This is a genomic window from Siminovitchia thermophila, assembly GCF_016909185.1.
Taxonomy (GTDB): domain Bacteria; phylum Bacillota; class Bacilli; order Bacillales; family Bacillaceae_C; genus Siminovitchia; species Siminovitchia thermophila.
Map to the genome: position 1 here is coordinate 15548 of NZ_JAFBFH010000025.1, position 21436 is coordinate 36983.

Annotated in this window: 22 protein-coding genes; 1 reads left to right on the forward strand and 21 read right to left on the reverse strand. The window is 42.8% G+C overall.

Going from position 1 to position 21436, the window contains the following annotated elements; all coding sequences use genetic code 11:
- Positions 1–192: 192 nt before the first annotated feature.
- The 19 genes from JOC94_RS15705 to rpsU form a co-directional block, all read right to left on the reverse strand.
- A complete protein-coding gene (locus JOC94_RS15705) occupies positions 193–1020 on the reverse strand; it encodes a pyruvate, water dikinase regulatory protein (protein WP_408021926.1) in 828 nt (275 codons plus the stop codon).
- On the reverse strand, positions 1017–1664 hold the full coding sequence (locus JOC94_RS15710) for a helix-turn-helix transcriptional regulator (protein WP_077110677.1): 648 nt from the start codon (positions 1662–1664) through the stop codon (positions 1017–1019). The genes JOC94_RS15705 and JOC94_RS15710 overlap by 4 nt, the downstream gene beginning before the upstream one ends.
- Before the next feature lie 109 nt (positions 1665–1773).
- Complete coding sequence (gene glyS, locus JOC94_RS15715; protein ID WP_077110675.1) at positions 1774–3840, reverse strand: glycine--tRNA ligase subunit beta; 2067 nt, start codon at positions 3838–3840, stop codon at positions 1774–1776.
- A complete protein-coding gene (gene glyQ / locus JOC94_RS15720) occupies positions 3833–4726 on the reverse strand; it encodes a glycine--tRNA ligase subunit alpha (protein ID WP_077110673.1) in 894 nt (297 codons plus the stop codon). Before glyQ ends, glyS begins: the two co-directional genes overlap by 8 nt.
- Positions 4727–5099: 373 nt before the next feature.
- Entirely contained in the window at positions 5100–5852 is a 753-nt protein-coding gene (gene recO / locus JOC94_RS15725) for a DNA repair protein RecO (RefSeq protein ID WP_077110671.1), read from the reverse strand.
- Positions 5853–5970: 118 nt separating this feature from the next.
- The gene (locus JOC94_RS15730) at positions 5971–6111 is read right to left on the reverse strand and encodes a YqzL family protein (protein WP_077110669.1); all 141 of its coding nucleotides are present in this window, start codon (positions 6109–6111) and stop codon (positions 5971–5973) included.
- Positions 6112–6216: 105 nt separating this feature from the next.
- Positions 6217–7128 (reverse strand): GTPase Era, encoded by a 912-nt coding sequence (era, locus tag JOC94_RS15735; RefSeq protein WP_077110725.1) that lies wholly within the window; start codon positions 7126–7128, stop codon positions 6217–6219.
- Complete coding sequence (locus tag JOC94_RS15740) at positions 7121–7531, reverse strand: cytidine deaminase (RefSeq protein WP_077110667.1); 411 nt, start codon at positions 7529–7531, stop codon at positions 7121–7123. Before JOC94_RS15740 ends, era begins: the two co-directional genes overlap by 8 nt.
- A 719-nt stretch (positions 7532–8250) precedes the next feature.
- On the reverse strand, positions 8251–8631 hold the full coding sequence (locus JOC94_RS15745; protein ID WP_077110666.1) for a diacylglycerol kinase family protein: 381 nt from the start codon (positions 8629–8631) through the stop codon (positions 8251–8253).
- Complete coding sequence (ybeY, locus tag JOC94_RS15750; protein WP_077110664.1) at positions 8615–9091, reverse strand: rRNA maturation RNase YbeY; 477 nt, start codon at positions 9089–9091, stop codon at positions 8615–8617. The genes JOC94_RS15745 and ybeY overlap by 17 nt, the downstream gene beginning before the upstream one ends.
- Complete coding sequence (locus tag JOC94_RS15755; RefSeq protein ID WP_077110662.1) at positions 9075–11243, reverse strand: HD family phosphohydrolase; 2169 nt, start codon at positions 11241–11243, stop codon at positions 9075–9077. Before JOC94_RS15755 ends, ybeY begins: the two co-directional genes overlap by 17 nt.
- A gap of 115 nt (positions 11244–11358) precedes the next feature.
- A complete protein-coding gene (locus JOC94_RS15760) occupies positions 11359–12333 on the reverse strand; it encodes a PhoH family protein (protein WP_077110660.1) in 975 nt (324 codons plus the stop codon).
- Positions 12334–12336: 3 nt separating this feature from the next.
- Complete coding sequence (yqfD, locus tag JOC94_RS15765) at positions 12337–13524, reverse strand: sporulation protein YqfD (protein WP_077110658.1); 1188 nt, start codon at positions 13522–13524, stop codon at positions 12337–12339.
- A gap of 16 nt (positions 13525–13540) precedes the next feature.
- On the reverse strand, positions 13541–13825 hold the full coding sequence (yqfC, locus tag JOC94_RS15770; RefSeq protein WP_077110656.1) for a sporulation protein YqfC: 285 nt from the start codon (positions 13823–13825) through the stop codon (positions 13541–13543).
- 111 nt (positions 13826–13936) lie between these two features.
- Positions 13937–14455 carry a hypothetical protein gene (locus JOC94_RS15775; protein ID WP_077110654.1) on the reverse strand — a complete coding sequence of 173 codons (519 nt, stop codon included), beginning with the start codon at positions 14453–14455 and terminating at the stop codon, positions 13937–13939.
- Between the two features lie 33 nt (positions 14456–14488).
- Complete coding sequence (gene floA / locus JOC94_RS15780) at positions 14489–15481, reverse strand: flotillin-like protein FloA (RefSeq protein ID WP_077110652.1); 993 nt, start codon at positions 15479–15481, stop codon at positions 14489–14491.
- A 29-nt stretch (positions 15482–15510) separates the two neighbouring features.
- Positions 15511–16815 carry an NfeD family protein gene (locus JOC94_RS15785; protein ID WP_139345590.1) on the reverse strand — a complete coding sequence of 435 codons (1305 nt, stop codon included), beginning with the start codon at positions 16813–16815 and terminating at the stop codon, positions 15511–15513.
- Positions 16816–17671: 856 nt separating this feature from the next.
- Positions 17672–18124: a GatB/YqeY domain-containing protein gene (locus tag JOC94_RS15790; RefSeq protein WP_077110648.1), complete on the reverse strand. Its 453-nt coding sequence runs from the start codon at positions 18122–18124 to the stop codon at positions 17672–17674.
- A 12-nt stretch (positions 18125–18136) separates the two neighbouring features.
- Positions 18137–18310 carry a 30S ribosomal protein S21 gene (gene rpsU / locus JOC94_RS15795; RefSeq protein WP_057983047.1) on the reverse strand — a complete coding sequence of 58 codons (174 nt, stop codon included), beginning with the start codon at positions 18308–18310 and terminating at the stop codon, positions 18137–18139.
- Between the two features lie 181 nt (positions 18311–18491).
- On the opposite strand from rpsU, the gene JOC94_RS15800 reads away from it, so the two are divergent.
- On the forward strand, positions 18492–19412 hold the full coding sequence (locus tag JOC94_RS15800; protein ID WP_077110646.1) for a Na/Pi symporter: 921 nt from the start codon (positions 18492–18494) through the stop codon (positions 19410–19412).
- A gap of 2 nt (positions 19413–19414) precedes the next feature.
- Here JOC94_RS15800 and deoC read toward each other — a convergent pair whose 3' ends face one another.
- Positions 19415–20086: a deoxyribose-phosphate aldolase gene (gene deoC / locus JOC94_RS15805; RefSeq protein ID WP_077110644.1), complete on the reverse strand. Its 672-nt coding sequence runs from the start codon at positions 20084–20086 to the stop codon at positions 19415–19417.
- A 174-nt stretch (positions 20087–20260) separates the two neighbouring features.
- Entirely contained in the window at positions 20261–21436 is a 1176-nt protein-coding gene (locus tag JOC94_RS15810) for a Ger(x)C family spore germination protein (RefSeq protein WP_171973851.1), read from the reverse strand.

Sequence of the window (21436 nt, forward strand, 5' to 3'; positions counted from 1 at the left end):
TTTTTTTATTTTCCATGAATGATTATGACTTGAATTTGATTCACAATAAATAGTCTATTCTTTCATTCCTGGATCTAAACCTTTTTTATTTGATTAAACACAATTTTTTATTATAGCGTAATATTGCTGCTTTGACCAGATAAAAGCCTTGGGAATCTCCCAAAAAAAATGAGCACTCGAGTTGCGCTCATTTCATTTTTTATTCTGTATATAATTTATAATGATATTGGCCGTTTCTTCAACGGCTTTATTTGTTACATCAATAATGTGACAGCCGATTTTGCCGGAGATCAGTTCAAAATACTCGATTTCTCTGCGGATTCTTTCTATGTTGGCATAAATCGCATTATCATCCAAGCCTAGTGTGATCAGTCTTTCCCTTCTAATTTCATAAAGCTTTTCAGCGCTGATTTTTAAGCCGATGCACTTGCTGGAATCGATCTTGAACAATTCTTCAGGCGGGTCCACCTCCGGCACAACAGGCACGTTCGCCACTTTGAATCTCTTATGAGCAAGGTATTGGGATAGAGGCGTTTTGGAAGTGCGTGAAACGCCTACCAGCACGATGTCCGCCTTGAGCAGACCTCTTGGATCGCGGCCGTCATCATATTTCACCGCAAATTCAATTGCCTCAATTCTTTTAAAATAGTCTGCGTCCAACTTACGAACAAGCCCCGGCTCATATGAAGGCGTTTTGTCAAATATCGTTTCAAAAATATCGATGAGCGGACCAAGCACATCAACCGCATGAATTCCTGACTGTTCCGCCTTTTTATGCAAGTACTTTCTGATTTCCGGTTTCACCAGTGTATAAATAATGATGCTTCGGCTCATTTTTGCAAGTGATATGACTTCATCAATATTCTCTTTGACTTCCACATACGGAAACCGCTTAATGATGGCATTTGAGCCTGAAAACTGGCTGATAGCCGCCTTTGTGACAAGCTCCGCCGTTTCACCCACTGAATCCGATACTACATAAATAATTGGTTCCGTCATCCTGTCACCTTCTTTCGTCATGTAAGCTTTTCCCCCTGATCGCCAAGCGCTACAAATGCTTTTGTAATATTTGTTTTTGTCAGCCTCCCGATTACTTCATAACCTGAATCTGTTTCTTTTACTACGGGAACAGCGTCTATTTGAACATCGATTAATTTTTTTGCGACGTCAATAAGTAAATCTTCTTTTTTGCACATCGTAATATTTGGCATCCGTGTCATGATAATGTTCACTGGCAAAGTGGATAACTCTTGCTTTCCAAGACTCGCTCTTAACAGGTCTTTCCGTGAGAGAACTCCGGCTAAATGGTGGTTATCATCTGTAACAAATAATGTGCCGACATCTTCCAAGAAAATAGTAACGATGGCATCATAAACTGAAACGTTTTCATGTACGACGACAGGCATGGACTGGTAATCCTTGACAACAAGCTTTTTCAATTTGTCCGCCAGGAGCTGGATTCCCGTTTTTCCCGTATAAAAATAACCGACGCGCGGCCGTGCGTCCAAATATCCTGCCATTGTCAAAATAGCTAAATCGGGCCTTAATGTTGCCCGAGTTAAATTCAGCTTATCCGCTATATGTTCTCCTGTAATCGGACCGTTTTCCTTGACGATTTCCAATATGCGTTCCTGCCTTTTGCTCAGTTCGATTTTGCTCACCACCCATGGACATGAAATATGACATACTGATTATTATTTAGTATATACTATATCGTGTTTAAAGAAAATCACTTCTATAAAGGAAAAAGGGGTTTAGTGACCCCTTTTCCATTTATTTCACATGAATTTCATTTATTTGGGCAAACGAGCCAATCAAGTCAGCGAGCTTTTTCATTTGCGACAGCCGATTATTTCTGATGGCAGAGTCTTCCGCCATAACCATCGTATGATCAAAATATGCGGTGATTGCGGGTTGCAATTGCTTTAAAGCCGAAAATCGCGCCCTTGCATCCGGTCGGGATTGGAATATTTCCCGCAATTCTTCATATTTGTCATATAGAATTTGTTCTTCCCCATTCTTAAATAAGGAAGGGTCTATCTCGCCAGCCGGTTCTGCTTTACGAGCAATATTTAATACGCGGGCCAATGATTCAATCGTTTCTTTAAAATCAGGTTTATCTTTTTGTTCATTCAACGTTTTGGCCCTGTCTACAATATCTGGCGCTCCGTTCATCTCTCCACCGAGTACCGCGTCGATGATATCATGACGGATACCGCGCTCCTGCAACATAAACTTCATGCGCAATTGGAAAAACTCCAACAGATTTTTAAGCAACCCTTCGCTCTGGCCAATGGCATCTTCTTGTATAATGGCGATGGTTTGTTTCAGCAGGTTTGTTATAGAGAGATTCCAGTTTTTATCAAGTAAAATATGGATGATCCCGGCAGCGCTTCTGCGTAAAGCGTACGGGTCTTGCGAGCCAGTCGGTATTAAACCAATTGCAAATGAAGCGACGATCGTATCCAGTTTATCAGCAAGGCCGACAACACCGCCGATTGTCAATTCGGGAATGCGATCATGGGCATGGCGCGGCATATAATGTTCCCGGATGGCCTGTGCCACTTGAACGGATTCACCTTTTTGCAGAGCGTATTTTTCCCCCATAATACCTTGAAGTTCCGGAAATTCATCGACCATATTTGTGATAAGATCAAACTTGCATATGGAAGCAGCCCGGTCCGCCAGTTCCTGTTCCTCTTTTGAGAGATGAAGATCTTGGCAAATTTCCTTCGTGATCTTCCGGATTCGTTTGACCTTCCCGGCTAATGTGCCGATTTTTTCATGGTAAATAATGTTCTCAAGTTTGTTAAGAGCAACGTCAATATCCAATTTTTTATCTTCTTCAAAGAAAAATTCGGCATCGGCGAGTCTTGCGCGCAACACTTTTTCGTTCCCTTTCATGACAGTTTCGATATAGCGGGAATCACCGTTACGAACGGAAACGAAATACGGGAGCAATTGACCAGATCGATCCCTTACCGGAAAATACCGCTGATGCGATTTCATGGAAGTGATGAGCACCTCTTCAGGGAGGCTTAAAAAACTCTCTTCAAAACTGCCGAAAAAGACAGTCGGATATTCCACAAGATTGGTGACCTCTTCAAGAAGATCTTCATCTGTTGGAACAACCCAGTTTCGTTCAACTTCCAATTGTTTTATTTGTTCGAGAATCATTTGCTTTCTTTTTTCGTCATCTGCGATCACATACTGATCCAGCAAACTTTTTTCATAATCAGCCGGTGTCGAAATAGTTGCCTGGCTTCCAAGAAAACGGTGACCCCTTGTCACCACATCGGTCTGTACTCCGGCTACGGAAAAAGAAACAGCTTCTTTTCCGAACATGGCTACAAGCCAGCGGATCGGCCTGACATATTTAATGGAATGATTCGCCCAGCGCATGTTGTTTGGAAAGTGCAGACCCGTAACGATATGTTCAAGCTCGGGAAGCAGATCTATCGTTTTCTTTCCCTGAATAAATCGCTTCACGTGGGCATATTCCGTTCCTTTTATTTCTTTAAAATAAATGTCGTCCGTCGTCATCCCGTTGGAACGGCTAAAGCCGATGGCAGCTTTGGACCAGTTCCCATCTTTATCCAAGGCAATTTTTTTGGCGGGCCCCTTCATCTCTTCTTCACTGTCATCTTGCTTTTCCGCTGCTTCCCGGATGATCACTGCCAGCCTGCGAGGTGTGGAGAAGGATTGCGCTCCGCCGTGGCTAATATGATGTTCATCAAGCCAGTTGATCACTTTTTCTTCTAGTTGGCGGATTGCTTCTCGAATAAACCTTGCGGGCATTTCTTCCATTCCGATCTCAAGTAGTATATCTCTCTTACTCATGCCCACATTCCTCCTTCACAGTTTGTAAAATCGGGAAGCCAAGTTTTTCTCTTTCTTCATAAAAAGTTTTTGCAACATGGCGTGCCATGTTCCTCATTTTTGCTATATACGCCGTTCTTTCTGTAACAGAAATAGCTCCTTTGGCATCAAGCAAGTTAAAGACATGAGAGCATTTTAAAATATAATCGTATGCCGGGTGAACGAGACCGGCTTCCATTTGCCGCTTCGCTTCTTTCTCATACATATTAAAAAGCGTAAACAGCATTTCTTGATCCGAAGTTTCAAACGTATATTTGGAATGTTCATATTCCGGCTGATAAAAGATGTCGCGAACTGTAAATCCTTCCGTCCATTCCAATTCAAACACGTTGTCTTTTTCTTGAATATAGGACGCGAGCCTTTCGATGCCATAAGTTAATTCCACTGAGACCGGCTTGCATTCCAAACCGCCGACTTGTTGAAAATACGTAAATTGGGTAATTTCCATCCCATCCAGCCACACTTCCCAGCCAAGCCCAGCGCAGCCCAAAGAAGGATTTTCCCAATTGTCTTCCACAAATCGGATATCATGCTCCAACGGATTAATCCCCAGCTTTTTAAGAGAGTCCAAATACATTTCTTGTATGTTTTCAGGTGATGGCTTCATGATCACTTGAAACTGATGGTGCTGGTACAGCCGATTTGGATTTTCCCCGTAACGGCCATCAGCCGGGCGCCTTGATGGCTCTACATATGCCACATTCCACGGCTCGGGGCCGATGGAGCGCAAAAAGGTGTATGGGCTCATCGTTCCCGCGCCCTTTTCAACATCATAAGCCTGCATTAAAATACAGCCGTAATCTGACCAATGCTCTTGCAGTGTTACAATCATTTCTTGTATATTCACGAATATCATCCTTTCCATAAAGAACTATTGGCAGCGTCAACCTTTAGGTCAAGTGGAGACCCTCAGCGGATTGAACGGATTCAAGACAAATAACTTCCATGGCGTCGTTTCCAGCGTAAAATAAAAACGCCCGTCCCATGCTTACAATCTAAGCATAGGGACGAGCGTTCGCCCGCGGTTCCACCCTATTTGCCGAAAAGCCGGCCACTTTCGTTCGTTCCTGCTCGGGACTGCCTTCTTCAACGTTCCATTCCCGGCTCCCACCATCCCGGGTTCGCTTTTATGGAATTGGGTTGAATACTACTTTCCTTCTTCGCAGTTCATGTTTTACTAATCATAAAATAAATCAAAACAAGTTCGTTGTCAACTATCATTACAGCTTACCACGCAATGAATCAAGCTGGTCCAGGAATTTTTTCGATTTTAAATAAAGACCGGAATACTCCTCATAATATAGATCAATGGCCATTTTAAGCTCTTTTTTAGTTTCGGGTTTGACTGAAATAGATCCCAGACGATTTAAATCAAAATAATAAAAGAGCCTGAGAAGCTTGATGGATTGCTGTGATAATGGCAGACGGTGCGGATCATGCTCCATACAGCGGTGGCAAATCAATCCGTTTTCCTTTATGGAAAATGAGAATGTGCCTTCCGTAGATCCGCATACGGCACATTTCTCCATCTCCGGATACAAGCCGAGAACAGACAGCATCTTCATTTCAAATATGCATGTCAAAATGTCGGGATCCAAGCCTTCATCAATATATTGCAACGTCTGGAGAAGAAGTTCAAACAAATATGGGTTGGGCTGTTTGTCTTGTGTGCTTTTATCCACCATTTCTACTATATAGGTAGTATAAGCCGTTTTGAATAAGTCTTCTTTTATCCCTCTAAAAGTGGTAATAATTTCTCCTTGCTGCAAAGTACCTAATCCCCGGCCAGCCTGCAGTAAAAAATGACCATATGTAAAGATCTGGGAAATCGCCGAGAGGCGACTATTTGGCTTTTTGGCACCTCTCGCCATCCCGGAAATTTTCCCCGCTTCCCTGCTGTAAATAGCGACAACCTTATGAGATTCTCCATAATCTGTGGATCTAATCACAATTCCTTCTATTTTTTGCAGCATGCTTTTAACCCCTTTACAGGTATCATACTGCACAGCGGGTCTAAAGAAAAGAAGAAGGAAACGAAATCAAGGCGCTTTGTACTCAAAAACATTATTTAATGCTGATGTAATGGCTCATTTAAGATACAGGATAATCCACCTCGTCTGGTTCATCCATCGGCAGAGCATTCATATGTTCCTCTTTCTCAAGTTCCTTTAGAAGCAGGTATGTGTCAATGCTTCCCGTCTTCTTAAAAACTTTCCAAGTAAACTCATACATTTGAATCCCGCCTTTCTTAAGTGGTTATATGAATATGTTTGTCCAGGCAGACCAGGAAGATTCCACGTAAATTTTGTTAAATAACAAACGACCTTTACAATCATGTTAATAATTGTCGTCTGTAAATCCAAAATCTTTCAAGTGTGAAGCTTTATTTCTCCAGTCTTTTTGGATCTTAACCCATAATTCCAAAAATACTTTTGAACCAAGCAGGTTTTCAATATCCATCCGTGCACGCTGTCCAATCTCTTTCAGCATCTTTCCTTGTTTTCCAATAACGATTCCCTTTTGTGAATTGCGTTCCACAATGATCGTAGCCATAATATGAATGATGTCTTTATTTTTCTCCGTTTTCATCTGATCAAGAACAACAGCAATGGAGTGTGGAACTTCTTCCCTCGTTAAATGCAGCACTTTTTCCCGAATCAGCTCAGATACAATAAACCTTTCCGGGTGATCCGTCACTTGATCAGCAGGGTAATATTGCGGCCCTTCCGGCAAATAATCGTTTATGAGCTGGAGCAACTTCTCCACATTGTTTCCTTCCAATGCTGAAATCGGAATAATTTCTTGAAATGGAAGCATATCTTTATATTGTTCGATGATTGTCAGCAGTTGATCAGGATGTATTTGATCGATTTTATTGATGACGAGAAAAATGGGTGTCCGAACATTTTTCAATTGTTCAATGATATATTCGTCCCCTCGTCCATATCCTTCTTCTGCATTAATCATAAACAAAATGAGATCCACTTCATTAAATGTATTCATGGCCACTTTGATCATAAAGTCGCCCAATTTATGTTTCGGCTTATGAATACCGGGCGTATCGATAAAAATAACCTGGGTATGATCGGTTGTCAGCACACCCTGCACTTTGTTTCTTGTCGTTTGTGGTTTATCGCTCATGATGGCGATTTTTTGGCCAATCACTTTGTTTAAAAAAGTTGATTTTCCAACATTTGGTCTTCCAATAATCGAAACAAAACCAGATTTAAACGTTGTGTTTTCATTCATCATGTTGTTCATTCAAATCCTCTCGAGAAAATGCAAACGGCAGCAATTGTCCTACTGTACACTCATGGGTTTCCCGCTTGCTGTTTGCCATGATGACTTTCATCCCTTTATGGCAATGTTCCGTAATCACTTGCCGGCATGCGCCGCACGGGGCTATCGGGCGGTCCGTATTAGCCGTCACAGCAAGAGCGGAAAACTCATTCACCCCCTCTGAAAGCGCTTTAAATATTGCAACTCTCTCCGCACAGACCGTCACGCTATAAGCAGCATTTTCAATATTGCAGCCGTGATAGACGGTACCATCTTTCGTCAATAGGGCCGCACCCACGGTGAATTTGGAATAGGGTGCATACGCTTTTTTCTTTGCTCTTTCCGCCTCTTGAATCAATTGGTTAATATCCATCTAAATCTCCCTTACATCCTCATCCTTATTTTACTACATTTTCATAAAAAAAGTTATCTTTTACCACAAATGCTTTTAGATAATTTCATCAATTTCCGTTAAGGGAAATTGTGTCATTATTTTATCGTATTGCAAACGATGTTTCAAATGAGACCGAAAATATAAAGAGGCTAAGATACAACTAAATCAGCTAATTAAAAACGAACAATACAGTGACACTTCATTCTAGTAGGCGTTTCTACCAGTCGGGCATTTAGGTGCCGTTTTCTCACACTTAGGCCTTTTGTGTCAACTCAAGTCTTGAAGGGGGAGTTTTACGGCACCTTACATGCGGGATAAAGTGAAACTTCATTTCTTGGTATGCCTTTCCCAAGGAATGTTAGTTGAACCAATCGGGCATTTAGGTGCCGTTTTCTCACACTTGGACCTTTTGTATTCACTCAAGATTTTGAAGTGGGAGCCTTACGGCACCTTACATGCGGGATAAATGGTCCCAGTGTATCATACGCAAGCTTTTAGCGTCGTCAACATATGTAGACTCCTGCGGGAATAGCTCGAGCTGAAGATCCCGCAGGAAAGCGACCTTTGCTTTCCGAAAAAGCTGAAGATCCCGCAGGAAAGCGAAATAGGTTGACGTAGCGATGATAGGAATATTGTTAACACAAATAGACCGAACAATTATAAATGAATTGTTCGGTTTTGCTTGTGTCCTAGCCTCTTCAATCGAATATTTTGGGCAAGAAAATGATGAGCCCGATCAGTACAGTCAGAATCGCAAACATAAGCACCGCGCCCGCAGCCAGATCTTTTGCTTGTTTGGCAAGCTTCCTGTATTCGTCCGTAATCAAATCCACCGTCCGTTCTAGCGCCGAATTGATCATTTCCAAGACAAACATCCCAAATATACAAAATAGAACAAACATCCATTCGACTTTACTAATTTGAAAAATAAAGCCGCAGCCAGTTACTACAATGGCTGCCGCGGTGTGAAAACGGAAGTTTTTCTCATGCAAATAGACGTGTGCAATGCCCTGGAAAGCACATTTAAACGCTTGGGCAAGCCGGTGCAGTGAAAATACTCCCTTATCTTTCGAGGCCATAGCTCTTCAGTATTTCCTCTTGTTTTTGAAACATCTTTTGTTCCTCTTCAGGTGTCATGTGATCGTATCCGAGCAAATGTAAAAATCCATGGACAGCCAAAAATCCCAGCTCCCTTTCGAGCGAATGCCCATATTCGTGCGCCTGTTCACGGGCCTTGTCAATGGATATCACAATATCACCGAGCATCCTTGGAGTTCCGTGGGCATATGCGATCTCCATCTCTCCTTCCCCCAGCTCCTCCATTGGAAAGGAAAGGACATCCGTAGGTTCATTTTTGCCGCGGTATGAATGGTTCAGCTCACGTATTGCTTCGTTGGACACGAAGATGACGGACACTTCACCATCATCCTTTTCACTCATTTCCAAAGAAGCTGCATGCTTCAGCAGACGTTCTACCAACTCCAATTGGCTTGTTTGAACTTCATTTGTCTCTTCTATAAAATCAATTTCTAGCTCCATCTAACATCACCTTCTGATCTTTATTGCCAGGATACTCGATTCGCGAATGAAAAATACCGCTTAATGTTTTGCAAAACGTTTCTTTGATGATTTCAAGTTGCTTTAATGTTAAGTCGCACTCACTTAATTGCCCGTCAAGCAGTCGGTCTTGCGCAATCTGATGGACAAGCTTTTTAATTTCCTCTTGTGTCGGATTTTTCATGGATCGCACTGCAGCTTCCACGCTATCGGCAATACTGATCACCGCCGCCTCCATTGACCTTGGTTTTGGCCCAGGGTACCGAAAATCTGATTCTGAGACGTCTTCATTCAGCTTTTTTTCTTTATAATAGAAAAACTTTAACAAAGTCGTTCCATGATGCTGCCCCGCTATGTCGACAATTTCCCGCGGCATTTTATGTTTTTTTAACTCTGCCACTCCATCCGTTACATGAGCGATGATGATGTCTTTGCTTCTTGACGGGGGCAGCCTGTCGTGAGGGTTTTCCATATTCATTTGGTTTTCAATAAAGAAATGCGGCCTTCTTGTTTTGCCGACATCATGATAATAGGCGCCAACTCTGGCAAGCAACCCGTTTGCACCGATTGCTTCACACGCAGATTCCGCCAAGTTGGCAACCATGACACTATGATGATATGTGCCCGGAGCTTCCGTAAGAATTTTTTTCAGCAACGGATGATTCGGATTCGATAGCTCAATCAATTTAATCGTTGATAAAATGCCAAATCCCGCTTCCAAAAACGGCAGGACACCAATGGCTAAAACAGAGGAAAGAATTCCCGAAGCGACTCCGTATACAATATGGAAAAAGAATTCCATTTTGGCAAACTGGCCGCCGCCAATAAATTGGAGAAAAGAAATGATCAAAATGTTTATGGACGAAACGAGTACTCCTGCCCGTAAAACATTGAACCTCTCACTTTTATCCGACAAAAATAAATTAGCCGCGAGACCGCTGAATAAAAAGTAGATGGCGATCTCCATATCTATCGTTCCCGATATGTCATCCCGAAATACGATGCTGCCGCAGGCGGCCAAAATAACCGTCATAAACAATGCGAACCGCTCATTCACCAAAATCCTGATCAAAAGAGGTGCCATCGCCGCCGGAAAAATATACCCGATTTCGAAGCGGTCTACCTCTTCCATCAGACTGACGATTTTCATAATGAGAAGGGATGCAACAAAAATAATGCTGGTCAACAGCAAAAGATTTTGCTTTTGAAGGTCAGCCAAGTTTAACTTCGCGAAGGAAACATAAAAGGCCCCGACAGAAAGAAAGACAAAAATCGCAAGGCCAACAAAAGGCAGAACAGTAGGCGTACTTTTCAAAAGACCAAGCAGTTCCAAATGGCGGTATATCTCCCTGTCAATCAAATGGCCTTCTTGCACGATGATTTGGCCTTGTAATATTTTAAAAGGCTCCACTTCTTCCATCGCTTGCCGCTTTCTCTCTTCTGTCAGATCCTCATCATACAGTTCGTTGGGAACAATCGCATACTCACCCAGTTCTATAGCGGCCTGTTCAATCTCTTGCGACAGTCCCGCCGAGGAGATGCGCCCGGCCAGCGTCCCTTGTGCGGCCGTTACTTGTTCCTCCCGAATTTTATCACTCATAATCGCCTCAATGTGACTGACCAACAAATTTCGCGCCTTATCCAATTCGTCCTCTTTTGCATCGAGGAGACGAATGAGTGTTTGATCGGAAATCGTCTCAGTCACATTTTCCGTTTCATCGGTGGAAAGCTTTTCTTTCAACAAGGCGAGTTTGTCCGGCGCTTTTCCTTCTTGTTTCTGATTTTCTTTTTCCAAATCTTTTGTTTCCTGATTCACTTCTTTTACAAAATCGAAGATGGAATTTACGAGTAAAATTCGATTTTGGGCAATTTCTTGTTTATGAACATAGACTTTTTCAACTTCATCTGCCGCTTTTTGACGTTCTTCCTCTGTTTTCACTTCATCCTCTATCGTTTTTGGCGAGCGGATTGTCTTTTCAGCTACAGAGAACAACTCAACGTCATATGTTTCAGGCTTAACATTTGTATAGAGCACAGCGAACATCAGCATACTCAAGACGATGTAAATAAGTGCCGTGAAAAGCTTATAGCTAAGGATTGTCCGTACTTTGCCAATTAATTTTTGAAAATCCATAAAATCCTCCACAGACTTTTTTCATTTTATAGCAGATGCTCATATTCCAAATGATAGCAGTTTTAGACAATAAAAACACGAAATATTTTTGTGAAATAAAAAAACCCCGGAATGATCAACGTCCCGGGGGTGTCTCATTTTGGGCATAGGCAGTGATGATGCGGCCAACAAGCGGATGTCTGACAACATCGCTGTGATCAAGATGAATAAAAGTAATTCCCTTCACACCACGCAAGATGACTTCGGCCGCAATTAATCCGGATTTGGCCCCCTGAGGGAGATCCACTTGTGTAGAGTCGCCCGTAATGACCATTTTCGAACCAAAGCCAAGCCTGGTCAAAAACATTTTCATTTGAGCGTGGGTTGTGTTTTGGGCCTCATCCAAAATGACAAACGCATCATCAAGTGTCCGCCCGCGCATATAGGCGAGCGGGGCCACTTCGATCGTATCCCTTTCAACCAAACGCTGTGTATGTTCGGCACCCAGCACATCATGAAGGGCATCGTAGAGCGGGCGTAAATACGGATCCACTTTTTCTTTTAAATCTCCGGGCAAAAAACCGAGACTTTCTCCAGCCTCCACCGCAGGACGCGTTAATATAATTTTGTTGACCTTTCCGCTCCTTAATGCATTTACAGCCATGACAACAGCCAAATAAGTTTTCCCCGTCCCGGCGGGACCGATGCCAAATACGAGGTCATTTTTTTTGATGGCATCTATGTAATGCCGTTGTCCAAGGGTTTTTGCCCGAATGGATTTACTTTTGGCATTTCGGCCAATTTCTTCATGAAATAGTTCAGAAAAATAGTCAACCTTGCCTTGTTTAGACATTTTTGCGGCATAGGCAACATCCCGCGGGCCAATATGAATGCCGCTGCGCGTCACATCCAAAAGCTGTCTGATTGTCTCTTGAGCTTGGGTGACGGCTTCTTCCTCACCGGAAATGTTGATCGTTTCCCCGCGTGTCACGATTTTTATTTGAAATTCATCTTCCAGTATTTTTAAATTGTTGTCTCCACTTCCAAAAAGAATAAAAACTTCATCATCATTATCAAGCTGAATTTTCTTCTGGAATAATTCCTCTGACATATACTAATCTCCTTGGGTAATCGGTTTTTCTTTTGCTATGTTTTCAATTACTTGGAAATATACTATTAGCTTAACTTTACCATTCTCCACAGTCTCATGCAAAACAATTTCCTTATCTATTCTTGCATCTTCAGGAAGATGTTTCCGCAAATCATCTTTTGCCAAATCCTTACCTGCCTGAACCGCTTCTTCTTTTGTCAGTTCCCGCTTGAAGCTTTCGCTTTCTCGAATGGTTTCATCGATATACGCTATGGGAAGTTCCCACCCTAAAAACCTGATCGGGTGTTCAGTTTTTTCCGTTTCAAAGCTTTTAAATTCCTCTTTCCCGAAGCCCCAAACAGGAAAAGCGACCGAACCAATCTTGATACCGTGTATCCGCTTTTCCTTCCCGGTAAACACCTCAAAAGGGGTTGTCAGCGGGTATTCAACCTCGGACTGATACCATGTTTTGCCCCAAACCTCCCCTTTGGCCGGAACAAGCTGCTCTCCTTCTTCTCCGCCGATCATTCCGGATACAAGCATTTGGCCTTTTTTCACAAATTGATTGACCTTAACAATCGGCTTGCCTTTTTCAACAAACATTTCGGCGATTACCGCTTTCTTTTTGGCAACAAGATGCTGAGGACCCAGCGGCTTTGCCTTTTTCGGTTCATTTTTTTCAACAACTTGAAAATGGAAGGTTGTCCCTTTTAACTCCACGCCAATCCATGTAATATTATTCACACGCTCCGTCAATTGTTGTTGAAGCTTTTCAAGATCTTGATTGAAAAAATGAAATGTGCCGACTTTTATGCCGAGCTTGTTCAGTTCTTTGCGAATATTATGTTCCGTTTCCGGGTTTGCCCCGTTGATTTGAATGCCCCATGTGATATTGGATAATACAGTCAAAATGACAAGGAACAGAAATACACCAATAAGAAAGCCGCTGTTTTTTAGCAGCCGCTTCCAAAGAAACGGTATTCCCTCTCCGCGAATAAAAGAAACGGTACAGTCAAAGTCGCGGACGATATGCCTGAAATTATGTAAATCAAGAAGTGAGATATAAAAAAATATCGCCCCTGTTTTCATTTTCCGCATAGACCATAATGACACTTTTTTGCGCGCGCAAATATTGATAAGGCGCTCCAAACCTGTTCCTTCTATTTTTACGAGCACCCTGCCTGTTACGAACGTAACCCACCGGTTCTTCATCTGGGCCCCTCCTTACTTACTGTTTCAGGTACAATACTTCTTCAATGCGCCCTTCCAACAAAATTTCTTCCGGAAGAATCGTTTTTATCACGAATGATTTTCCTTTAATCAACAGCTGGCCTTGTTTCAGCAGAAGACGGAGTTCACGATCGGAAAAAGCGAGAAGACCTTTGTGATTTTCGATATATATATGAATTTGTCCGATAATCGTCACACGCGGGAGATCCATCAATACATCAGGCGGAAGTTCCATTTTATTAGTCATCCATTTGCGGAGCCGATCTGTCATTTTTTTGGGCATAAAAAAGAACCCCCCTTCATCTCATATGTATGAAATGAAGGGAGGTTTCATCACTCGTTTCAACATTTAGGCGGAAAAACCTGCCTTTTCTCGCCATTGATTCACGTCCTGCTAACGGACTCGCCGTTTCAATGCTTTTGGAGGACCAAGTATCTCGTGCATGATCATCCCCCGGACAATATCATTTTGATGTCCAAACAATGGTCTTTGTTCACTTGGTTTTGCTTTTTTAGGTATGAAGGTATCGGCATGATCAGCAGCCCGTTTTTGTGCAGCGCGAATTTTCTGTTCGTAGGTCTCTGCTTGCTTTTTCAGCTTTTCCAATTCTCCTTCTGCCCGCGCTTTCTCCTCTTCAATAGCAGGATTGGTTTCGATCTGTGTCAATAATATATCGGCAGCTTCGCGAAGGCTGCGGGGCATATCGACTTGAAAAGGTTTGTTTTCTTCGTCCATTCTTTCGTTTGAATTGCTTCGTTCTTCAAGATCAGTGTTTGGACGGGCAGGCTTTTGTTGGACTGGACGGATTGGCTGATGTTGGTCAGCTTTTTGTCTTTGCGGCTGATTTTTCTTTTTACTGTTCAGCAAAAAGCTTATAATGGCTATGATAATGATTGGCAAAAATTGTTCCAAAGGAGTGCCCCCCTTTCAAAAGAGCTGCCCATCTTATTTCTGTTTGTCATCATCTGGTTTCGACATTTTTCCGATAGAATCACGCATATCCGTATCTGCGTCAATGTTGCGAAGAGACATGTAATCCATGACACCCAAATTTCCAGATTTCAGGGCTTCCGCCATAGCAAGTGGTACTTCCGCTTCCGCTTCGACCACCTTTGCCCTCATTTCCTCTACTCTGGCTTTCATCTCCTGCTCGCTTGCAACAGCCATGGCCCTTCTTTCTTCCGCTTTTGCCTGGGCAATTTTCTTGTCGGCTTCCGCCTGGTCCGTCTGCAGCTGAGCTCCAATGTTTTTCCCAATATCAACATCCGCAATGTCAATCGAAAGAATTTCAAATGCGGTTCCGGCATCAAGTCCTTTTGCCAGTACGGTACGAGAGATCATATCAGGATTTTCCAGGACTTTCTTATGGTTATCACTGGAACCAATCGTCGAAACGACACCTTCCCCGACACGAGCGATAACCGTTTCTTCACCTGCTCCCCCGACGAGGCGGTCAATATTAGCGCGCACTGTTATTCTTGCTTTTGCTTTTACTTCAATTCCATCCATTGCCACACCAGCAATAAACGGTGTTTCAATTACTTTTGGATTTACACTCATTTGGACCGCTTCTAATACGTCGCGGCCTGCAAGGTCAATAGCTGCGGCACGCTCAAATGTAAGTTCAATGTTGGCGCGCTGCGCAGCAATCAGAGCATTGACAACCCTGTCTACATTACCACCTGCCAAGTAGTGGCTCTCCAATTGATTAGTCGCAACCGGAAGTCCCGCTTTATGAGCTTTGATCAGCGGATTGACAACTCTTCCGGGAATGACCCTTCTCAGCCTCATACCAATCAGTGTAAAAATCCCAATTTTGACCCCGGCTGCAAGGGCTGAAATCCAGAGCCCCACCGGTACAAATGTAAATAGTATGGCTAGTGCAATAATGCCTAAAACGATCATCACAAGTAAGAAAATTGTATCAGGACCTAACATCAATATATTGCCTCCTCTTTATTTATGTTTTACACGGGGCGCACGACAATGCGGGAGCCTTCCACTTTCACCACTTTAACACCGGTATTGTTTTCAATGAAATTTCCCTCTGCAACGACATCTATCCGTTCATCATCAATCAGGACGGTTCCAGATGGCCGAAGCGGCGTAATCGTGACACCTTTTTTACCAACTAACTCTAACCGGTTTACGTTTGACACGTATCCCTTTTCAGAGCTCGTTGAATCAGTTAAAATGAATCTTTTAAAAATGTTCATCCGCTTTCCAAACACCTTTACAAGTATAATCATGAAAAGAATAGCCATAATCAGAGCAGTAACAATTGAAACAGCCATATGAATCACATTTTCTCCCGCAAGCAGCATGCTTCCTATAACAGCAACAGTGCCAAGAATCCCTAAAATGCCGCCTGCAACAAAAAATTCCGCTGCAATAAAAATGAGTCCCAATATGAAAAGAAGCAAAGATTCATACCCTGCAAGGCCGGCAACATAATGGCCGTAAAAGAACAGGAGTAAAGAAGACAACCCCATGAAACCAGGAATTCCAAAACCTGGTGAATACAATTCCAGAACAAGTCCCAAACTGGCGATGGTTAATAATATCGGGACGACAATCGGATTCGTGATGATTCGTGCAAGCGATTCCGCGAAAGTGGTTTCAACCGTATGAACCTTTGCGTTCGACATGTTGGTTTTCGCCAAAAGTTCATCGATATCCTTGACGGTTCCTTCTGAATAGCCCACTTTCACAGCCTGATCCGCTTCCAGAGTCAACAACTTGCCTTTTTCTTTCAGCTCGGGTAAATCGACTTTTCCGCTTGCCATCGCCTTCGCAATTTTCGGGTCACGTCCGCTCTTCTTTGCCGCTCCTTCCATAGCCGCAAGCCACATACTTTCAGCCTTTTCCCCGGCGGTATTTCCCGACTGGTCAATAACGGCTGCCGCTCCCATTACAGCATTGGGCGTCATATAAATTTCTTCTGTATGAAGCGCAATATAAGATCCTGCGGAAATGGCCCACGAATTAACAAAGGTGACGGTTTTGATGTTTTTTATTTCTGCGATCCGGTTTCCGATATCCCGTGCGGCATCTACCGCTCCTCCTGGCGTATTCATATCAAAAACAATCATATCGGCATTATTTTCTTCCGCCTCACTGATCGCCCGATCCAAGAATGCATATAATCCTTTTTCCACATCGTTTTGAATCGGAATGACATACACATTGTTTTCTTTGGCAGATGCCCCTACCGGCAGCAACATGCAAAAACCGGCAACAAAAAGGAAAACAGCGGCAATGATCCTTTTCATGATATCACCCCCTTCCGAAAGCTCCTATTTGTATTACGGGAGGCCTTTTAAAAAAGTTTCATTCTTGCCATTATTATATCGAAAAAAATCCTTATTAAAACGCTATTCACAAAAAAGCGCAAGCGCTCGTTCAGCGTCTATAAACTGGTGCACATGACATAAAGGAAATTTCAAGTGCGGAGGATTTTCGACGCTGATCTGATGATTAGTGAAAACCAATGGCTTTTACTGGCAAATGGCAGCTCGAAAGCTTCCTATTGGCAAGCCTCAAGCAACTATATCCTTGAAGCTAGCGCTTTTTCTGCGTATGAGTGTGATGACGATGCTTTCAAAGCCCTTGTCTTGTCGCTTTGCTTACAGTCGTACATCGTGTACATTTTGCGACGCCTTTGTGATCAACACCTTTTGAAAAACATGATGTATCACTGCCGAAGTTTTACTTGTCCAGTCGCCCCAAGCTAATCCGGCTTTTACCGGAAGCAATGTCCCCCTAATAGCTGCGCTTCTTACAGGGGAAATTTACTGCCGGGAAAAGCGGAATAAAGCGAAACACGGCAACGAAAAATCCAAGCAATTTACTTCAAAGTATCATGTTGCTTCAATCTTCAAGCAGCTTTACGACGAGCTGAACAAAACTCTTCGAATAAGCTATGGCGCAGGAGCAAATTGTGTAGAGTATCCTCATGCTCTAAATTCTTTTCTTCAAAACAACTAACTACACAGTTTTTTCGAGAAGAGGAGACTGATATTTGCTGGGCAGTAAAACTTCAGTTGACATCGTGTGAATTTTCATACAAAAATCATCATTTCTTACCCCTGCATAGAAAAACCGGAAAGCGTGCGCTTCCCGGATTTGTCATGATTTTGAAAGGTGCTCTTGGACAAGCTTGCTTATAAGGGCGCCGTCCGCCTTTCCCTTTACTTTGGGCATGATGGCTCCCATGACTTTACCCATATCAGCTTTAGAAGAAGCACCTGTTTGTTGAATCGTTTCTCGAATTATATTGCTCAATTCATCATCAGTCAATTGTTCAGGCATATATACATTGACATAATTAATTTCATTTCGTAATTTTTCGGCAAGGTCTTCACGCCCCGCCTTTTCGAACTCATGGAGGGAATCTTTGCGTTGTTTCAATTCGCGAGAAAGAACTGTCAATTCTTCGTCTTCAGACAATTGCCCTTTTCCAAGCTTGATCGCTTCATTTTGCAGCGCTGCTTTGAGCATTCGAATGACAGAAAGCTTTTCTTTTTCCTTGCTTTTCATCGCCTGTTTCATATCTTCATCCAAACGTGCCAGAAGATTCATGAATTCACCCTCTTAAAATTTGCGCTTTCTTGCGGCTTCAGACTTCTTCTTCCGCCGGACACTTGGTTTTTCATAAAACTCGCGCTTTCTGTATTCCTGAAGAGTTCCAGTTTTGGAAACTGTTCGCTTAAAGCGGCGAAGAGCATCTTCGAGCGATTCGTTTTTACGAACAACTGTTTTTGACATCTCTCTTTCCCTCCCTCCGAACATAGCAATTACATGTTCATGCATGGAAAAAACCATGTACTAAGTTATTATATTATAATGAGAAATTCAGGTCAATCCATTTACCGTACGAAACAGGCGGTAACAATTTTTTGTGCATGTCCGCAGAAACCATCCCATATGATTCATAAGGGGGGAGGACATGCTGTACATCTGTTTATTTTTATTACTTGCAGGATGCTTTTTACTGGGGATGACGTGGATGCGAATCGGGCTGTTTCATTTGTCCGGCAGTGCGATGGAACGTTGGCTCAGACAAGTAACAGCAACACCGCTTAGAAGCATGCTTGCCGGGATCGCCATGACTGTTGTCCTCCAGAGCAGCTCCGCGGTTACAGTTATTGCAGTGGGACTTGTCTCCGCACGAATACTATCCTTTCCGCAAACAATTGGAATTATTCTTGGGACAAATATCGGGACAACTGTGACATTGGAAATGTTGTCCTTCGATGTTACGAGTTTGATCATCCCTTTTTTAGTGAGCGGCTGTTTATGTCAATTGTTTAAAAGTACTAAAAAAAGAAGTATCGGATTTATTTTATTGGGCATCGGCATTATTTTTGCTTCCATGGAAGGTTTCGGCTGGCTATCTGGTCCCCTTTCCCACCTGAAAGCAGCGCAAGGGATTATCCGAAAAATTGAGTTAAGTGTCCCTTTTGCTTTAATCGGTGGAATGATATTAACAGCCATTATCCAATCCAGCACGGTTGTGACAGGTATTGCCATGAGTTTTCTTAGCACAAATACAATTTCCTTGGAAGCGGGGATTTTAATCATGATTGGTTCCAATATTGGCACCTGTTCCACAGCGCTGCTTGCCGGAATTGGAGCAGGCCGGGAAGCAAGACTCACAGCATATGCCCATTTATGGCTTAATGTGTTGGGAGGTTTGCTGTTCATCCCATTTATAGATACATTAGCCGAATGGAGCCGCTTTTTGAGCGATGATCCCATGACACAACTTGCACACGCCAGTGTCTTGTTTAATGTTGTTTGCTCTCTCGTTGTATTGCCGTTTTCCACTCAATTTGGCCAATTAATAATTAAAATACATCAGCGTTAGACTTAATAGCTGCTTTTTCCGATTGCCCCCTGAATAATTTGTACGCCTGAACTCGCGCCAAGTCTTGTAGCACCGGCTTCGATCATTTTTTTTGCATCTTCCAGGCTGCGGATTCCCCCTGAAGCTTTAATACCAAGTCCATCCCCGACCACTTTACGAATCAAAGCCACATCTTCGGCAGTCGCTCCTCCTGTCGAAAAACCAGTCGATGTTTTTACGAAATCTGCTCCTGCCCTTTTGACCATTTTACTGGCGATTTCTATTTCTTCTTTAGTCAGTAGACAGGTTTCGATAATGACTTTGACAAGCGCTTTGCTTTTTGCTGCAACGGTAACCGCTTGAATGTCGCGCTCAACGAGAGTGTGGTTCCCACTTTTCAGGGCGCCGATATTCATTACCATATCCACCTCGCTGGCCCCGTTTTCAATGGCATTTTTCGTTTCAAACGCCTTTGTTTCCGGTGTATTGGCCCCTATTGGAAAGCCGATTACAGTGCACACCTTGATATCCGTATCTTGTAAAAGTGATCTGGCATAGGCCACCCATGTTGGATGAATACATACGGAGGCGAACTGGTATGTTTTTGCCTCATCGCACAATATCTTGATTTGTTTTTTTGTTGCATCAGCTTTTAACAACGTATGGTCAATGAATGGCGCAATGTTTAAAGCCACATAATCCCCCTCCTCTTTTTGTTCCTCCTGAGTTTACCATCATGGATGAAACAATAAAAGGCTTTATATCTTTTGGATCATGTCAGGTAATATCAGAGTACGCTCCATTGGTCCATGCATAGCGTTTGATCATCTTGTTATTTCAATCCACGTGTTAAAATAGACTGCAAAGAATTATTCAAGGAACCTGGACATGTGGTCCCGCCACGAGTCCATAATAGTGACTTCTACATCCACTTGGAGCGAATCTTGCTGTAAGTCCAATTTTCCTTTTTTGGAGAGTTTTTTCCAAGCTTTTACATCATTTCTGTACAATGTTTCAGAAAGGCGGTAAACATCAGCATCGGGATGGACTTTAAGGGCTTCTCGATAGGTTTGCAACACTTGTTGTTTGATCTTCTTGGCTGCTCTTCGTTCAATTGTCTGGATGGCTACTTTTTTGTCTATCTCGGCAATATGACCTTCTGCTTTTATTTTCATATGAAATTTCACATGGTCCGATTTCAGTTTGGGAGTAATTTTTACTTTCTTTTTTTGAACGACGATAGATCCTATCGCCTCACCATCCGTATCCAAAATAACCGGGGCCCGATCAAACTTCTCGATAGTCCAACGATATCCTTCAATATGCTTTCCTTCTACAGTGCCAAGGAACCTTTTTTTTCTATCATATAAAGTCAATCCGTTTAACGCTACAAAAGGACGTTTTTTTTCAGGTGTTTTCCAGGTTTCTCCAACAACGAATATGGAGGGAATTCTTGCCAAGTAATTAGGCTCTTTCAATTCAATCAATATTTTCCTTAAATTTACAAACGACACAAGGGTATTTTGCTTAGAAGCACTTTCCGGGGTAGCCAATAAGCTTAACGATTTTGACACATCCATCACGGGATCGGTAAGCAAAATTTCCTCCACCTTATCATTTGTACTGTAAAATTTAATTTGGTATCTGGCCTCCGGAAATCGGCTCCACATATCAATAACAGGACCCAATCCATACTCACTTAAAAATCGTTCCGTTAAGACAATATGGGACAAATTCCCCCAAAAAATTTCATGCTGCGCAGAACGATATAAATTGAAAATAGCTTCATCAAGAATTTTGCCTGATGCTGTTGCCAACTCCGAAGTGCTCTGGCTACTGACATCTCCGCCGCCACCCTCAGTCTTTGCCAATGCCCCCAAGTTAAGGAGCTGCAAATGGACTTTGACTTCCCCATCTTCGTAATCTAAGCCAAGTCCATGTGCATAGGCAAGCTGTTCCGGCGAATTAGAATCACCGCACCCCGCCAGTACCAAAACGAAGATCATCATTGCGGAAAAAAAATACAGCTTGTATTTGGTTTCCAC

Coding starts and splice junctions, on each gene's coding strand:
- ybeY (WP_077110664.1), bottom strand. CDS start 9,091: ATGGAGCTAGAAATTGATTTTATAGAAGAGACAAATGAAGTTCAAACA.
- recO (WP_077110671.1), bottom strand. CDS start 5,852: ATGCTGCAAAAAATAGAAGGAATTGTGATTAGATCCACAGATTATGGA.
- JOC94_RS15800 (WP_077110646.1), top strand. CDS start 18,492: ATGCTGTACATCTGTTTATTTTTATTACTTGCAGGATGCTTTTTACTG.
- glyS (WP_077110675.1), bottom strand. CDS start 3,840: ATGAGTAAGAGAGATATACTACTTGAGATCGGAATGGAAGAAATGCCC.
- yqfC (WP_077110656.1), bottom strand. CDS start 13,825: ATGCCCAAAAAAATGACAGATCGGCTCCGCAAATGGATGACTAATAAA.
- JOC94_RS15745 (WP_077110666.1), bottom strand. CDS start 8,631: ATGGCCTCGAAAGATAAGGGAGTATTTTCACTGCACCGGCTTGCCCAA.
- JOC94_RS15730 (WP_077110669.1), bottom strand. CDS start 6,111: ATGTATGAGTTTACTTGGAAAGTTTTTAAGAAGACGGGAAGCATTGAC.
- JOC94_RS15760 (WP_077110660.1), bottom strand. CDS start 12,333: ATGTCAGAGGAATTATTCCAGAAGAAAATTCAGCTTGATAATGATGAT.
- JOC94_RS15740 (WP_077110667.1), bottom strand. CDS start 7,531: ATGGATATTAACCAATTGATTCAAGAGGCGGAAAGAGCAAAGAAAAAA.
- floA (WP_077110652.1), bottom strand. CDS start 15,481: ATGTTAGGTCCTGATACAATTTTCTTACTTGTGATGATCGTTTTAGGC.
- JOC94_RS15755 (WP_077110662.1), bottom strand. CDS start 11,243: ATGGATTTTCAAAAATTAATTGGCAAAGTACGGACAATCCTTAGCTAT.
- JOC94_RS15790 (WP_077110648.1), bottom strand. CDS start 18,124: ATGAATCTTCTGGCACGTTTGGATGAAGATATGAAACAGGCGATGAAA.
- era (WP_077110725.1), bottom strand. CDS start 7,128: ATGAATGAAAACACAACGTTTAAATCTGGTTTTGTTTCGATTATTGGA.
- JOC94_RS15785 (WP_139345590.1), bottom strand. CDS start 16,815: ATGAAAAGGATCATTGCCGCTGTTTTCCTTTTTGTTGCCGGTTTTTGC.
- JOC94_RS15705 (WP_408021926.1), bottom strand. CDS start 1,020: ATGACGAAAGAAGGTGACAGGATGACGGAACCAATTATTTATGTAGTA.
- yqfD (WP_077110658.1), bottom strand. CDS start 13,524: ATGAAGAACCGGTGGGTTACGTTCGTAACAGGCAGGGTGCTCGTAAAA.
- rpsU (WP_057983047.1), bottom strand. CDS start 18,310: ATGTCAAAAACAGTTGTTCGTAAAAACGAATCGCTCGAAGATGCTCTT.